The organism is Bacteroides sp. NGMCC 1.200775, from assembly GCF_040798045.1.
Classification (GTDB): Bacteria; Bacteroidota; Bacteroidia; order Bacteroidales; family Bacteroidaceae; genus Bacteroides; species Bacteroides hominis.
Genome location: NZ_JASCQK010000009.1, coordinates 32,560 through 48,890 on the forward strand (window position 1 = coordinate 32,560; position 16,331 = coordinate 48,890).

The window sequence follows — 16,331 nt, forward strand, 5'->3', positions numbered from 1 at the left end:
GGACAGCTATTGTCTGAAACAAAGATAATTAGTACATTCGAGGCGTTTATATTTTCAAGTGGAAGATGTAAACACAACACATACAATAATAAAACACATGTTATGAAAAGAAAAATGATGTCCCTTTTGCTCGCATTGGCAGTAATAAGCGGAAATAGCGTGTACGCTAAAGTGATTGACATAATGTCTCCCAACGGAGCCATTAAAGTATCGGTAGATATCAAGGACCGAATCTACTATTCAGTGTCTTATGATAACAACCAACTATTAAAGGATTGTTATCTCAACCTCCAACTGCAAAATGAAACACTGGGGGACAATCCCAGGCTGCGGAGCACGAAACGTGGAACCATTGACGAAAGTGTGAAACGTGAGATACCTTTTAAAAATGCTATTGTAAAGAACCACTGTAACACGCTGAGGATGAACTTCAGCGGAAACTATGCCGTTGAGTTCCGGGTATTCGATAACGGTATGGCTTACCGTTTTGTTACAGACAAAAAAGAGGATAACATTGTAATGGGAGAAGATTTCGCAATTAATTTTCCTGCCAACTACAAAGCCCACTTATCACAACCGGATGGTTTTAAAACCTCTTACGAATATCCATATACTCATATAGATACGGAAAACTATGCTGCCACCGATCGTATGAGTTACCTGCCCGTACTGATAGAAACGGACAAAGCATATAAAATCCTGATATCCGAAGCTGACCTATTCGATTATCCTTGTATGTTCCTCAAAGGCACCGGCAAGAATGGGATGCAATCTCTTTTCCCAAAAGCACCTTTGGCATTTGGCGAAGATGGTGACCGTAGCCTCAAGATCACTAAAGAAGCTGATTATATTGCCAAAACAACCGGAAAGCGTTCATTCCCCTGGCGAATGATGGTAATCTCAAAAGAAGACAAAGAGATTATTGAAAACGAAATGGTATATAACCTTTCCACTCCTTGTGTCCTTGAAGACTACAGTTGGATCAAACCGGGGCAGGTGAGCTGGGAGTGGTGGCACGATGCACGTCTCTATGGGGTAGATTTCCGTTCCGGCTACAACATGGATTCGTATAAATACTACATTGACTTTGCTTCCAGATTCGGCATCCCCTACATCATCATGGATGAAGGCTGGGCCAAAAACACACGTGATCCGTTTACTCCCAATTCTACTATCAACCTCCCTGAGTTAATTCAGTACGGAAAAGAACGAAACGTGAAAATCGTACTCTGGCTACCATGGCTTACCGTCGAGAATCACTTCGATCTCTTTAAGACTTTTGCCGACTGGGGCATTGCGGGAGTAAAGATAGACTTTATGGACCGCAGCGATCAGTGGATGGTAAACTACTACGAACGTGTAGCCCAAGAAGCAGCTAAACATAAACTATTTGTGGATTTCCATGGTGCCTTCAAGCCTGCGGGACTGGAACGGAAATATCCGAACGTACTCTCTTACGAAGGTGTATTGGGCATGGAACAAGGTGGCAACTGCAAACCCGAAAACAGTATCTATTTACCCTTTATGCGTAATGCTGTGGGTCCGATGGACTTCACTCCGGGGTCAATGATTTCCGCTCAGCCGGAAGACAACCGTTCTACCCGCGCCAACGCCATGGGCTCAGGAACACGTGCTTTCCAAATGGCTCTTTTCATCATCTTCGAAAGTGGTCTGCAAATGTTAGCCGACAACCCGGTTTACTATTACAGGGAACTTCCCTGTACCGAATTTATCGCAAGTGTTCCCGTCACCTGGGATGAAACCAAGGTCCTTTATGCTAAAGTAGGTGAAGCAGTCGTCGTAGCCAAACGAAAAGGAGAACAGTGGTTCATCGGAGGTATCACCGGCAATCAACCACAAAACATCGAGATCGACCTTGGATTCCTTCCGGCAGGACAATCATTCACATTAACCTCATTTGAAGATGGCATTAACGCTGACCGTCAAGCAATGGATTACAAGAAAAAGGAGTCTACCGTGAACAATCAAACCCGCATGACATTGAAAATGGTACGCAACGGGGGATGGGCCGGAACAATTAAAATGAAATAGAATATAAATCAAGTTCACCACAGAGTGACACAGAGTCCCACAGAGAAACTTTTTTCATAAATATTCCATTAACAAGAGATGAAGACTCTGTGTCACTCTGTAGTGATATAGCATATTACAAAAATGAAAAAACAAATAATACACCGCTGGATGCTGATGGCTGTCTTCTGCCTCGGAGCATCATTTATAGGAATCAATGCCCAAGAAAAAGACTGGGCCAGCCTGCAACGCTATGCGCAGCAAAATGCCGAACTCCCCAAGCCGGAGAAAAATGAAAAGAGAGTAGTCTTCATGGGCAATTCCATCACGGAAGGATGGGTTAACACACATCCTGATTTCTTCAAAAACAACGGTTATATCGGCCGGGGCATCGGTGGACAGACTTCTTACCAGTTCCTGGTACGTTTCAGAGAAGATGTGATCAATTTATCCCCCGCATTAGTAGTGATCAATGCCGCCACCAACGACATTGCCGAGAATACAGGAACGTACCATGAAGACCGGACTTTTGGCAATATCGTTTCGATGGTGGAACTGGCAAAAGCCAACCATATAAAAGTGATATTGACTACCACTTTGCCGGCTGCTGGCTTTGGCTGGAATCCGTCCATCAAAGATGCACCACAAAAGATAGCCTCACTCAATGCACGCCTGAAAGCATACGCCAAAGCAAACAAGATTCCGTTTGTAGACTATTATTCATCGATGGTAAGCGGTAATAACAAAGCTCTGAATCCGGTCTATACTAAAGATGGAGTACACCCTACTTCTGAAGGGTACGACGTGATGGAAAAGCTCATCCAGCAAGCCATAAACAAAACGATACGCTAACCATTGAAATTAAAATCATGAAGTCATTTGTCTCCTTCTGCCTTTTATTGAGTATCTGCATAAGTAAACTATATGCGCAAGACATTAACATAGTATACATAGGCAACAGTATCACCCAAGGTGCTACACTGAAAAATCCCGGGACAGAAGCACCTCCGGTACAAGCCAGCCAATACATCGGACAAGTAGTAAAACAATCCGTCACCTATCGTAATTGCGGAGTGAGCGGTATGACTACCCTTGATTTCCTGCCGGTAGCCGGAAAACAATTCCCGAATGTCAAGTCTGCCGCACAGGAATTGAGTCAACATAAAGGGACACTGCTTTTTTCTATCATGCTGGGCACCAACGACAGTGCCTGTACCGGGCCCTTCGGGGCTCCGGTAGAACCGGTGTCCTATTATACCAATATGAAAACAATCGTTGACGAGTTGATTTCCCTGTATCCGAAATGTAAAATCGTGATTCACCAGCCTATCTGGTATAGTCCGAACACTTATAACGGTGCAGTCTATCTTGCTGCCGGACTAAAACGGTTGGAAAGTTACACTCCCATGCTTCATAAACTGATCGACCATTACACACAGACCAAGCCCAATCAGGTATTTCTGGGAGATACAGCTGCTTCCGACTTCTTCCGGAACAATTATCAGAGCTATTTTACTCCGGAGAATGGAAACGCAGGGACTTTCTATCTGCATCCCAATAAAGAAGGTGCCAAAATCCTCGGCAAATATTGGGCGGAAGCCATCCTGAAAATAATGTAAATGTGTCAAAACCCACACAGGCTTCCTCCTCTCCCCCAGCCTTCTCACTATATGCAACCTATTCATTTACATCATTTAACACACTTCGCTTTGTTTAGTTACGACCGTTTCGTAGCTTTGTGATATAAACGTAATTAAACATACTCCATGGAAAAGTTGACAATGCAAGAAGAAGAAGTGATGATTTACATCTGGGAACTGGAAAGTTGCTACGTGAAAGACATCGTTGCCAAATTTGAGCAACCCGTACCTCCTTACACTACGGTGGCCTCCATCGTGAAGAATCTCGAACGGAAAAAATATGTAAAGGCACAGCGCGTAGGAAATACGTACCTGTACACTCCGGCTATTAAAGAAAGCGAATATAAACGAAGTTTCATGAGTGGAGTCGTAAGGAACTACTTTGAGAACTCTTACAAAGAAATGGTTTCTTTCTTCGCAAAAGACCAGAAGATATCGACCAACGACCTGAAAGAAATCATCGACATGATCGAGAAAGGAAAAGAAAACTAATCGCTAATACCCTGAAAAACATGACTCCCGAACTGGCATACTTCCTGAAGATAAATATAGCAATTGCTTTATTCTACGCCTTCTATCGGTTGTTTTTCTACAAAGACACCTTTTTTCAGTGGCGACGGACTGTATTGCTTTGCTTCTTTGTCATTTCTCCACTCTACCCGGTGTTGAATATTCAGGAGTGGATCAGATCGCACGAGCCTATGGTAGCAATGGCCGATTTATACGCAACCATTGTATTGCCCGAAATTGAAATAACTCCTGAAGTTGCGACTACGGATTGGCAAAACATTATTTTATCTACAGTAAATATCATCTATTGGGCAGGAGTCGTATTACTTTTAATACGCTTCGTTGCCCAGTTTGCCAGTATTTTGCGGTTGCGTTTTCATTGTCAGAAAGATCAGATAGAAGGAATTCCTGTCTATTTGCTTGACAAAGAAAGTGGTCCGTTCTCTTTTTTCCATTGGATCTTCATTCATCCGCAAGCACATCCGCACAATGAGTTAAGCGAAATCCTTACTCACGAAGGAACGCATGCCCGGCAAAAGCACTCCATAGATGTTATCATCAGCGAACTGATGTGTATCGCCTGTTGGTTCAACCCGTTTGCATGGTTGATGAAACGGGAAGTACGGAACAACCTGGAGTACATGGCCGACAACCGTGTACTGGAAGCCGGGCATGATTCAAAATCTTATCAGTATCACTTATTGGGATTGGCCCATCAAAAAAGTACAATCACTCTCTCCAACAGTTTCAATGTGTTGCCACTGAAGAATCGCATCACAATGATGAATAAAAAAAGAACCAAAGAGATAGGACGGACCAAATATCTGTTATTTCTCCCGCTGGCTCTTGCCCTAATGATAGTAAGCAACATTGAAGCCGTGGCACGTACTACTAAAAACATCGCAAAAGAAATGATGCAAACAGTGGAAGAGCAGATTGAACAGAAAGTTCCGGCTGAAGAAAATACCCCATCCCATACGGCAGATGCTCCGCAACCTCAAACGGACAATACAGCCGGACAAACAACCTCCCAAAAACCAAAAGAACAAACTGTCTTTGAAGTAGTTGAGCAAATGCCGGAATTTCCGGGAGGAGTGACAGAAATGAAAAGGTTCATCAGCAGTCACCTCCGCTACCCCGCTATCGCTCAGGAAAACGGAATACATGGGCAAGTCGTTACCCAATTCATAATCCGGGCAGACGGAACGATTACCGACTGTACAGTAGCAAAAAGTGTGCATCCAATACTGGACGCCGAAGCATTACGTGTAATAAAAGAAATGCCTAAGTGGCGTCCCGGAAGACAAAGAGGAATAGCTGTAGCCACCAGAATGACCGTCCCGGTACGGTTTCACCTGATAGATGAGGCGCCCGATCCGGCAAGTACTTCCGATAAGAATCTTGAAAATAAAATTTTTGATGTAGTTGAACAGGCTACGGAATTCCCCGGTGGAATGAAAGCTTGTTTAGCATATATGTACAAAAATATAAAATATCCTACAGCTGCACAGGAAGCGGGCATACAAGGGCAGGTTGTCATACAGATGATTGTTGATAAAGACGGGCATATAAGAGACCCCAAAATAGTGCGGGGAGTATCGCCGGAACTGAATGCCGAGGCACTCCGCATAGTAAGCGGTATGCCCAAATGGATACCCGGGAAACAAAAAGGCAAGAACGTAGCGACCCGATTCACACTCCCCATCCGGTTCCGTCTGACCTAACCGTACTCCCAACCTGAAAATCACTTTAATAAAAATAGTATGAGAAAAATCACATTTATTGCCATTCTCTTGTTGTGCATCTGCAACCTTGCAAAGGCCAAAGAAAAAGTCATAGAACAGCCGCCATTCATAGCTTGGAGCAGTACCTCGATTCAAGTAGAAAAAGTCGTCCTCAGCGACACGGCTACAGTACTTTATATCAAAGCATTCTATCAACCCAAACAATGGATCCGGATTTCCGGACAAAGTTTCCTGAAAGACAATAACGGGGAAACCTACGTTTTACGTTCGGGGATCGGTATTAAACCCGACACGGAATTCTGGATGCCCGAATCCGGTGAAGCAGAATTCCGTTTAGTTTTTCCGCCAATACCGGCCTCAGCCACTTCTATCGATTTCTCCGAAGGGGACAATGTTCAAGGGGCATTCAAGATATGGGGCATTCAACTTAAAGGAAAAGCTCTTCCCGAACTTTTGTTACCCCAAGAAGCCATTGTGCAGAAAGTAGATATAAATAATACATTGCCCGAACCGAAATTCGAATACAAGGAAGCCACTTTCAAAGGAAAGATTCTGGATTATCGCCCGGGGCTCATCTCCAAAATAACACCGATTGTATTTGACCCGGTAAAAGGTGCCTACGAAGGAGCGGAAGTAAAAATAAACAATGACGGCACATTTGCCACTCAAATAAAAGTACCTGCCACTACTTCGGTCGCCCTCCGTATTTTCGGTAAAATGATTTCTTCCTACGTGGTACCGGGCGAAGAGAGCAGTATCATTATCAATACCCGCGAACTATGCCGGCAACAATCCAAGTTCCATAAGGACGACAAACCTTATGGCGAAGCTGTTTACTTTGGCGGCGCATTAGCCGGGCTGTCACAGGAATCTTTTAAATGTAACCTAAATCCTTCCGTTATGGATAATTACCGTCAACTATTCCGTGACATAGCAGGAATGGACGCCCAAGCCTATAAAGACTTTATTTATGGCAAACGGGCTACTATTCTTGAATCCATACAGAAAGCCTCAATCAGTCAAGCGCTCAAAACGGTATTAATCAATCAGGTAGACGCCGGTACTGCCCAGGCTATCTCTTTAACGGAAATGGCCATCAAGCAGGCTTATGCCATGGAGCATAAAATGAAAAACGAAGAAGTCAGGGAATACTTTAAAACGACTCAAATAAAACTACCTGAAAACTATTACGCGGATGCTTTCAGACCACTTGGCTCCCTCAACACCATGGCATTACTTTACAATCCCCGGTTGACCGAACTGGTTCCGTATTACCTGCGTCATTGGAGAGATGAACTGGTTAAAGCATGGGGAACCGATAAAGGAGTTTATTTCGATATTAATAAAGCAAACGAACTCTATTCATCTATCAAAGACTTTACACCCCTGACCGCCGAACAGGAAGTCCTGCTTGCCACTCTTCCACCCGCTTGCCAAAATGAACTGCGGGAGGGCAATGAACAACTTCTGAAAACCATTGAAGCCAATAAAAAGAAAACCGGATATACTATTCATGAAGTAGGGGAAGTCAGTGATGAAAACCTGTTTACATCCATTATCTCTAAATTCCGGGGTAAAGTAATCCTGGCCGATTTCTGGGCAACCTGGTGTGGCCCGTGTCGCATGGCCAATAAAGCAATGCTGCCGCTAAAGGAAGAGTTGAAAGGAAAGGATATCGTTTACCTTTACATTACCGGCGAAACTTCACCCCTGAAAACATGGGAGAACATGATTCCGGATATCCACGGTGAGCATTTCCGTTTAACGGATGCTCAATGGAGTTTCTTAGGTGATAAATTCGACATAAGGGGCGTACCCACCTATCTCATCATCGATCGGGAAGGAAATGTCAAACACCAAAAGACAGGATTCCCGGGTGTAGCCCAAATAAAAGAAGAATTGATGAAAGTATATGATTAACCCTCCGGACAACAAACAATAAACAAAGAACGATCGGCTCCTGCCTATGGGACAAGGAACCGATCGTTCATCATTTAAAAGCGCTTATCGTTACTTATGCAACTCTACAATCTTCGTGGGAGCCATTTCCACATTCCGTTTGTCCACCTGTCGTACTACACTGGCAGCCAACGAAAGAAATGCACGGCCGGTAACCGTATTCTCATCCAAAGCAACAGGGGTACCGTTATCGCCGCCCTCGCAGATACTCTGTACAATCGGAATCTGTCCCAACAACGGAACATTCATCTCTTCAGCCAGCTTCTTGGCACCTTCTTTCCCGAAAAGATAATACTTGTTCTCCGGAAGTTCTGCCGGAGTGAACCAAGCCATATTTTCCACCAGACCAAGAATAGGAACATTCACCTTATCATTAGTGAACATGTTGATCCCTTTACGTGCATCGGCCAAAGCCACAGCCTGCGGAGTACTAACCACAACGGCACCGGTCAAGGCCAATGTCTGAACTACGGTCAGGTGAATGTCACTTGTTCCCGGTGGCAGATCGATCAGGAAATAGTCCAGATCTCCCCAGGCAGCATCTCCGATCAACTGCTTCAGCGCATTGCTCGCCATCCCCCCACGCCATAAAGTAGCTTGGTCAGGATCGACAAAGAAACCGATAGAAAGTAATTTTACACCATACTTTTCAACAGGAATAATCATATCGCGTCCGTCTATTTTTTCAGCGTACGGACGGGCATCTTCTACCTGAAACATTTTCGGCATGGAAGGACCGAAAACGTCGGCATCCAGTAAACCGACTTTATAGCCCAACTTAGCCAACGCTACAGCCAGATTGGCCGACACGGTAGATTTACCCACCCCTCCTTTACCGGAAGAGATACCTATGATATTCTTTACCCGGGGTAACAATTTACCGACTTCGGGACGTGCAGCCTGTACGGTTTTCACACTGATATTTCCAGCTATCTCCACGTCTTTGCTCACATGGGTAAGAATAGCTGTTTCAGCAGCCTTTATCACCGACTTCATAAACGGATCGGTCGGTTTTTCAAAAATCAGGGAGAATGAAACCTTCATTCCCTCTATACGAATGTTATCCTCCACCATACCGGCCTCCACAAGATTCTTTCCGGTTCCGGGATAACGCACTGTAGCCAGTGCATCGAGTATCAATTTAGGATAGATTGTCATAGTTTGTATTATTTAGATGTCTGCAATCCGCTCCGCTTGCTACGGTTATAGCTCCGGTACGAATCGAGTTCAATTTCAATATCCGGTTCTCTCAATTCTCCTTCCTGCGGTAACAGGAATTTGATGTATTTAATGCTTAAACCACGATCGAGCCATTGTTGTTCATAATAGGTCTTGATGCCCAGAATGTCATCAACGAGATCGGAGTGATAAAGATCTTCGGTGATAAACTCCACCGGCAGTTTGTTCTCCTCAATCATATATTTGGTATAAGTGAACATAAAGTTACTGTCTGTCTTCAGATGGATAATACCCTTGGACACCAAAAACTTACGATAACGTTCCATAAAATAGGTAGAAGTCAGGCGTTTGGTCGCTTTCTTCATTTGCGGATCAGAGAAAGTCAGCCAGATCTCACTCACTTCGCCTTCCGCAAAAAAACGGTCGATGATCTCAATGTTGGTACGCAGAAAAGCAACATTCTTCATGCCTGCCTGAAGAGATTCGGTGGCTCCCGTCCACATGCGGGCTCCCTTAATGTCTACCGCAATAAAATTCTTATCAGGGAACATCCGTCCCAGTCCGACGGTATATTCGCCGCGCCCGCAACCCAACTCAAGTACAATCGGGTTATCGTTCTTAAAAAACTCTTTGTGCCATTTTCCCTTCATGTCAAAAGGCACATTGTCCACTGCCGAGTAAGGATACTCAAAAACATGCGGATAACTTGCCATATCGGCAAACTTCTCTAATTTATTTTTTCCCATTCAAAAAAGTTAAATCGTTTCTACCCAACCGGTATAGTTATAAAACACCCGGTCGTTAAATTGCTGGCGGAACAACGCATATTTGTCAATGCCCGTACAATGGCAGACTCCCAGACGTTTGGGAAGCTTCATGCCCAGAAAAGCGGAAATCACATTGAACTTTTCTATGCCTGCATTATGGATATGAAAGCCTCCCATCACCAGTTTCAGTCCCAATCCCGGAAATGCAGTCTGCACGGCACGAATAATATTGGTAATCCCCCGGTGCGAACAGGCACTCAGCACTGAAAGGGATTTTTCACTCTTCAATATCAATGCCAGTTCATCTTCAAAGGTATCGGGACGCATCTCGCCTCCTATCTCCACGAAGAAATGCTCAAAGTGCGTGTCGTTCCTGTCTACTATCCTGACATCCGGAAACGCAAATACACCCGGTACAATCTCCGTAGTTTCGTCGATCAGCCAAAAGCGGGACTTATCCAATGCTTCGGGATGCAACATTCCGTTTTCACGTTCATTCTTGAACTTCCTGCGGAACACTTCTTGTTTACATACCACCTTTGCCCTGCTGTTCATTTTCAGGAAAGTATGCAATCCACCTGTATGGTCACGATGTCCGTGAGACAGTATTACAAATTCCACATCGGTCAGATCGACTCCCATCAAACGGGCATTCCGGATAAACAAATCCGAAGCACCGGTATCAAACAGCACCTTGTGTTCCCCCGCTTCAACAAGCAGGGAAAGCCCATGCTCTCCCTGTAATCCCTTACCGTAAACACTGTTTTCTGCGAGGGTTGTTATTTTGTAGTTCATTTATCGAACGTTTATTCTACAATGGTCACCCATCCGTGAGTGTCGGGCTCGTCACCGTACTGGATACCGCGCAGCTTGTTGTAGAGTTTCTCACAAACAGGACCCGGCTTTCCGTCTTTCGAAATTACGTATGATTTACCATTCTCAAGGTCATCGATACGTTCGATCGGACTGATGACAGCAGCAGTACCGCAAGCTCCTGCTTCTTCGAAAGTGCTCAGTTCTTCTTCCGGTACAGGACGCCGCTCTACTTTCATGCCCATATCTTCTGCCAACTGCATCAGGCTCTTATTGGTGATGGAAGGAAGGATAGAAGTAGACTTCGGTGTAATGTATGTATTGTCTTTAATACCAAAGAAGTTGGCTGCTCCGCATTCATCAATGTATTTCTTTTCTTTGGCATCCAGGTAGAACTCACAGGAGTAGCCCAGATCGTGCGCTTTTTTGTTGGCACGCAGGCTGGCTGCATAGTTACCACCAACTTTGTAGATACCGGTTCCGTGAGGAGCGGCACGGTCGTACTCGCGGATAATGACATAAGGATTGGTAGAAAAACCACCTTTGAAATAAGGGCCTACCGGTGTGACAAACACGACAAACATGTATTCATCTGCCGGATGAACCCCTACCTGGGCACTGGTTCCGATAAGCAACGGGCGAATGTACAAGGACGCCCCACTCTCATAAGGCGGGATGAAGCGTTCGTTCAATTTCACTACTTTCAGAATAGCTTCCTTAAAACGTTCGGTCGGCAATTCTGCCATCATGATGCCCTGACAGGTGGATTGCAGACGTGCGGCATTCTCTTCCAGACGGAAAATACGTACCTTACCGTCTTTACCACGGAAAGCTTTCAAGCCCTCGAAAGCCTCCTGGCCATAGTGAAGACAAGTGGCAGCCATATGCAGATTCAGCACTTCGCTGCTGCTTATCTCAAGTTCGCCCCATTTGCCGTTACGGAAATTGATTCTCACATTGTAATCTGTCTTCATATAGCCGAATGACAGATTGGCCCAGTCTATTTCTTTCATATCGTTAGTTATTAGTTATTTTCGATTGAGCAACAAAAATAACCTTTATTCTTCAGATAGCCTCCTTTCTTGCAGTAATTTTTCAATTTCCCGATCCGCCTTTGTCAGCTTTCCGGCGCAGAAAGCTATTATTTCATTGGCTTCTTTTATTTTTTCACTCAGTTCGTCAATCTCCAGTTCGTTACTGTCAATCTGGCGAACGATCTTTTCCAGACGTTCCATGGCCTGTGAATAGGTTTCTTTTTTCTTTGCTGGCATATTTATCATTATAAAGGAATACTTTCTACTTTCGATTTCACTTCACCTTCGTAAAGACGGGTAATCAACTCGTCTCCCGGTCGCAGACAGGCAGCATTCTTCACCGCCTTCCCCTCTTTCAGCGTTATGCTGTATCCCCGTTTCAGTAGTTTTTGTGGTGAAGCATCCGCAATGCGGTTTTGTAAAAGTTCCAACCGATGATGCTGACGGGCCAATAAGGTCTCAGCAGCATGAGAGAGGTTGCTCTTTGCCATTTGCAACTTTATCCGCGATTCCGAAAGCTTGCGCATCACTTGTGAAGGAATGCGCGACTGTAACAGTGAAAGTCTCTTTCGCTCTTGCTCCAGACGGTGATAAATGCGGGCATGCAATTCTCCGGCCAACTCTTCAAGCCGATCCGCGGCCTCTTCCATCCGGTTGATTAACAATTCGGCCGCAGCTGTCGGAGTTTTCACCCGGGTATGTGCTACGGAATCGAGCACGGTATCGTCCCGTTCGTGCCCGATTCCGGTTATAACAGGCAGCGGAAACTGGGCACAGGCAGCGGCCAGCAGGTAGGTGTCGAATCCGGAAAGGTCGGAAGTTGCCCCTCCTCCACGAATAATGACAACTACGTCGAACTCTTCCATCCGGGCATTTACTGCATCGAGAGCGGCCAATACGGACTCTTCCACCTGATTGCCCTGCATCAGAGCGGGGAAAAGTTCCGTATTGAAGTAAAATCCACGGGAGTTGTGCTGCAATTGATGGCAGAAGTCACCATACCCCGCAGCCGTAGCCGAAGAGATGACCGCAATGCGTTGCGGCAGCAAAGGCATTTCCAGTTCTTTGTTCAGCGTCAACACTCCTTCTTCTGCAAGTTGCCTGAGTATTTCCCGGCGCCGGCGTGCCATATCCCCCAATGTATAGGTAGGATCGATGTCCTGCACAGTCAGACTGTAACCGTACAATTCATGGAAAGCAACGGTCACTTTAACCAGCACCTTAATGCCGGAAGTAAACGACTGCCCGGTGGCTTCTTCGAAATAGGGCTTCAGCAGCCGGTAGATATTGGCCCAGATCGTTCCCCTCGCTTTGGCTATCAGATTATTGCTGCGGGGATCTTTCTGGACAAACTCCAGATAGCAATGGCCCGTACTGTTTGTACGGACATCGCTCAACTCCGCCTGTACCCAGTATTCATCGGGCAGGCACTGTTCCAGGCTCCGCCGGACCAAAGCATTCAGTTCGTGAAGAGAAAGGGTGTCTTGCATACTTTATTTTTTCTTAGAAGCAGATTGATAGGCCTTCCACAGATCGGGCACTCCGTATCCATAGATGTTATCGGGGAAATCCACCCGGTCGCCGGATTGACGCACCAGTTCGATGATTTCCTTAGCAGTCAGTTGCGGACAAGCTTGCCACAGGCAAGCCACCATGCCGCACAGGATCGGTGAAGCAAACGAAGTTCCGCTCGCTTTGCGCAAATTACCGTTTGTCCCCATCACATCCGAGTTCAGTCCCACGGCAACCACATCGGGTTTCACGCGATTATCGGCTGTGTTGCCGATAGAAGAAAACGAAGCCAACACACCTCTACGGTCGATAGCACCTACCGTCAGCACATTCTCCGCATCACCCGGTGCCGTGATCTTCTTCCAGGAGGAGGCGCCCGAGTTACCGGCACTGCATACCAGTACGATTCCTTTATCTGCCATTTTCGACGCCTGGCGGGACATCAGTGCATGGTGTCCGTCCAGGTCACGATATTTATAGTTCTTGGTAGAATCATCGAACGTGAAATATCCCAGCGAAGTATTCACCACATCCACTCCCACACTATCGGCAAACTCTACGGCCGCCGCCCAATAGTCTTGCTCTACCAGGTGTTCGGACGCTTCATCTTCACTGCGAAGCAGCCAGTAGGAAGCTTCGGGAGCCGTACCCACCATCACGTAAGGTTCGTTCATTGCCATGCAAGACAAAACGGCCATCCCATGCGAGCCTTTGGCATAGATATCGCTTCCCGGTTCGACAAAGTCCTTTGTACCCAGGATACGGATATTCTTCATCGCATCAATCTTGTCTACGTTATGGTATCCGGCATCGATCACGGCGATGGTCATGCCTTGCCCCTTGAATCCGGCTTCATGCAGTTTCTCGCCATTGCTGGTCTCTATTTGCCGGAAAGCGGGACCATAATAGGCTTCGCTCCTGGCCGGACTGTTCACCAGAGAGTCGCGTTTATCTTCCGCAGCAGGTTTCGACGGGGCAACCCACACCTTCTCCGTAGCGCGCACAAAAGGCAGCGCAGCTATTTCGCTTATCACAGTACTGTCGTTGCAAGATACGGTGACGAAATTATCCCATTTTCCGGTGACTACGATCTTCACTCCCTTGTCGCGGATGGCATCCACATACTGACGGCATACGGGCAAATCGGTCGAATCGATGGGCAGCTGTTGACGTTGGCGGCGGGCAATCGCCTTTTCTGACAGAAACTTCTCGGGATGCTTCAGTGAGTAGGTTGTGGCAGCCTTATCTTTCAGGCTGATGCGATACTTCAACGTATCCTGTTGTGCCGATGCCTCCAAGGCTACGAAGGCTAAGGCAATAAGTGCTAATTTTTTCATTTCGTATTTTTATTTTTCCGTATTTATTCCCAGTTTTTGTTTTGTTCTATCACCAATCCGATGCCGCGTTGCGAAGCGATAAATGCTCCACCTATCACTCGCCGTCCGTCATAGAACACGGCCGACTGTCCCGGAGCAATCGCCGAGGCTTCTGCGAGAAAACGAACCAAAAGGCGTCCGTCTTCAAGCCTTTTCACCCGGCAAGGAATCGGACGGCTACGGTAACGGATACGTACTGCGAGTTCCGGGCACGAAAACAGTTCGTCCTCATCCACAATATTATCTTGTTCCACCACCATATATCCGGCTTTCAACTGTTCGGCATCCCCCAGCATGACAGTGTTCTTCTGCGGATTAATTTTCAAGACATAAGCCGGTTTGCCCAGTGCGATCTCGAGTCCTTTACGCTGGCCGATGGTATAATAAGGAAAACCCCTATGTTGCCCCAGCTTCACGCCTTCGGAACTGACAAACCATCCCGGGCCGATCTCCGCATCAAGTTCCGGGCACTGTTCACGAAGAAAGTCCCGATAATCACCTTTAATGAAGCAGACTTCCATGCTTTCCCCCTCTTTCGACTTGGCTTCGTAACCTTTCTCACGCAGATAGTCGCGCACAGTCTGCTTGGTGTAGTTGCCCAAAGGAAAGATACAGCGTCGCAGGACGTCCTGCCCCAATCGCCAGAGGAAATAGGACTGGTCTTTCTTTTCATCATCACCGGCAACAATATAGATGTACCCGTTCCGTTCTTCCAACCGGGAGTAATGTCCGGTGGCTATCCAATCGCAGCCCAGTTTGTCAGCCCATTCTATCAACATGCGGAACTTAAATAACGGATTGCACATCACGCAAGGGTTCGGCGTACGTCCCTGCCGGTACTCGCCTATAAAGTTTTTGACAATAGTATCTTTAAAAGGAACACGTTCGTCGGCCACATAATGTTCTATCCCCATACGTACCGCCAACTCTCTGGCATCCTGCGGCTCATCGCCCCAAACACGCATGGTGACACCTACTATCTCGTATCCCTGCTCTTGCAGCATCAGGCAAGTGGCGGTACTGTCTATTCCCCCGCTCATGCCGACAAGAACACGTTTATTGGATTCTTTCATATTCATTCTCTTTTTACGAAGAATGCAAATGTACGAGATTCCCGGCAGAATACAATCAATTGGACAAGTTAGTATACAAACTTTAAAACTAAAGGATGTATAATCGATGCGATACCATGAGGGTGTGTCGAAACTTCTTTCACCACGGAGTAACACAGAGTATCACAGAGTCTTTTTATTGATAATCAACAACCTAAAATCATCTCTGTGTTACTCTGTGTACTCTGTGGTGAGTTTTGACACAGTCCCCTTTTGTCTGTTTGTCAAATTGATAACAGAACCTCTCCACGTTTCAGTTTTTCGAAGCTCCGGCAAGGTTCATGGAGAAAAACGGCTTATTTCCGGTTAGGAGATTATCCTTTTAGCAGGGAATCAGGAAAGAGATAAGCCGTGAGACAGAAAAAGAAACAAAACCGGAACATAGGGACAGTGTAACAAGAAATACAGGTTCTTTTTATTACTTCAGCAAGCTCTCTTTCCCACTGACAACCAGAGAAGATTCAAACACTTCGGAGGCCAGATTCCGGCACAATAGGAGTTATTAGGAAAAACATATAGAGATATTTGGAAAACATATAAGCATTTTCGGAAAATGTAACCGTCTTTTGGAAGAAATGCTTCCTTCTTTTTCGGAAAACCAACCGTCTTTTACTCCCAAACCCCGGCTCTAATCTTTCAAAACCCCGGCTTTC

14 protein-coding genes are annotated in these 16,331 nt (G+C 45.9%); 6 read left to right on the top strand and 8 right to left on the bottom strand.

The features are described 5' to 3' along the window. The first annotated feature begins 102 nt into the window (after positions 1-102). The 6 genes from QK890_RS18195 to QK890_RS18220 all read left to right on the top strand — a co-directional run bounded on the left by QK890_RS18195 (position 103) and on the right by QK890_RS18220 (position 7,846). Complete coding sequence (locus QK890_RS18195; RefSeq protein WP_022011314.1) at positions 103-2,052, top strand: glycoside hydrolase family 97 protein; 1,950 nt, start codon at positions 103-105, stop codon at positions 2,050-2,052. A 123-nt stretch (positions 2,053-2,175) separates the two neighbouring features. Further along, a complete protein-coding gene (locus QK890_RS18200) occupies positions 2,176-2,883 on the top strand; it encodes an SGNH/GDSL hydrolase family protein (protein WP_080715638.1) in 708 nt (235 codons plus the stop codon). Positions 2,884-2,900: 17 nt separating this feature from the next. Beyond that, positions 2,901-3,650: an SGNH/GDSL hydrolase family protein gene (locus QK890_RS18205; protein ID WP_005821960.1), complete on the top strand. Its 750-nt coding sequence runs from the start codon at positions 2,901-2,903 to the stop codon at positions 3,648-3,650. A gap of 147 nt (positions 3,651-3,797) precedes the next feature. Beyond that, entirely contained in the window at positions 3,798-4,163 is a 366-nt protein-coding gene (locus tag QK890_RS18210; RefSeq protein ID WP_005782465.1) for a BlaI/MecI/CopY family transcriptional regulator, read from the top strand. A 20-nt stretch (positions 4,164-4,183) separates the two neighbouring features. Further along, complete coding sequence (locus tag QK890_RS18215; protein ID WP_032531440.1) at positions 4,184-5,905, top strand: M56 family metallopeptidase; 1,722 nt, start codon at positions 4,184-4,186, stop codon at positions 5,903-5,905. 39 nt (positions 5,906-5,944) lie between these two features. Beyond that, complete coding sequence (locus QK890_RS18220; RefSeq protein ID WP_367627502.1) at positions 5,945-7,846, top strand: thioredoxin domain-containing protein; 1,902 nt, start codon at positions 5,945-5,947, stop codon at positions 7,844-7,846. A 90-nt stretch (positions 7,847-7,936) separates the two neighbouring features. Here QK890_RS18220 and QK890_RS18225 read toward each other — a convergent pair whose 3' ends face one another. The 8 genes from QK890_RS18225 to mnmA are packed head-to-tail and all read right to left on the bottom strand — an operon-like array spanning position 7,937 to position 15,639. Further along, positions 7,937-9,043, bottom strand: coding sequence for an Mrp/NBP35 family ATP-binding protein (locus QK890_RS18225; protein WP_005782459.1), 1,107 nt, complete (start codon positions 9,041-9,043; stop codon positions 7,937-7,939). 8 nt (positions 9,044-9,051) lie between these two features. Next, entirely contained in the window at positions 9,052-9,810 is a 759-nt protein-coding gene (trmB, locus tag QK890_RS18230) for a tRNA (guanosine(46)-N7)-methyltransferase TrmB (RefSeq protein ID WP_220654661.1), read from the bottom strand. A gap of 9 nt (positions 9,811-9,819) precedes the next feature. After that, on the bottom strand, positions 9,820-10,626 hold the full coding sequence (locus tag QK890_RS18235; RefSeq protein ID WP_005782455.1) for an MBL fold metallo-hydrolase: 807 nt from the start codon (positions 10,624-10,626) through the stop codon (positions 9,820-9,822). 11 nt (positions 10,627-10,637) lie between these two features. Then, entirely contained in the window at positions 10,638-11,657 is a 1,020-nt protein-coding gene (locus QK890_RS18240; protein WP_005782453.1) for a branched-chain amino acid aminotransferase, read from the bottom strand. A gap of 45 nt (positions 11,658-11,702) precedes the next feature. Next, on the bottom strand, positions 11,703-11,915 hold the full coding sequence (xseB, locus tag QK890_RS18245) for an exodeoxyribonuclease VII small subunit (RefSeq protein WP_005782452.1): 213 nt from the start codon (positions 11,913-11,915) through the stop codon (positions 11,703-11,705). An 8-nt stretch (positions 11,916-11,923) separates the two neighbouring features. Next, the gene (gene xseA, locus QK890_RS18250) at positions 11,924-13,168 is read right to left on the bottom strand and encodes an exodeoxyribonuclease VII large subunit (protein WP_032542426.1); all 1,245 of its coding nucleotides are present in this window, start codon (positions 13,166-13,168) and stop codon (positions 11,924-11,926) included. 3 nt (positions 13,169-13,171) lie between these two features. After that, positions 13,172-14,527 carry a S8 family serine peptidase gene (locus QK890_RS18255; RefSeq protein ID WP_005811149.1) on the bottom strand — a complete coding sequence of 452 codons (1,356 nt, stop codon included), beginning with the start codon at positions 14,525-14,527 and terminating at the stop codon, positions 13,172-13,174. A 23-nt stretch (positions 14,528-14,550) separates the two neighbouring features. Beyond that, positions 14,551-15,639, bottom strand: a complete 1,089-nt coding sequence (gene mnmA, locus QK890_RS18260) for a tRNA 2-thiouridine(34) synthase MnmA (RefSeq protein ID WP_122200420.1) — start codon at positions 15,637-15,639, stop codon at positions 14,551-14,553. Positions 15,640-16,331 lie beyond the last annotated feature (692 nt).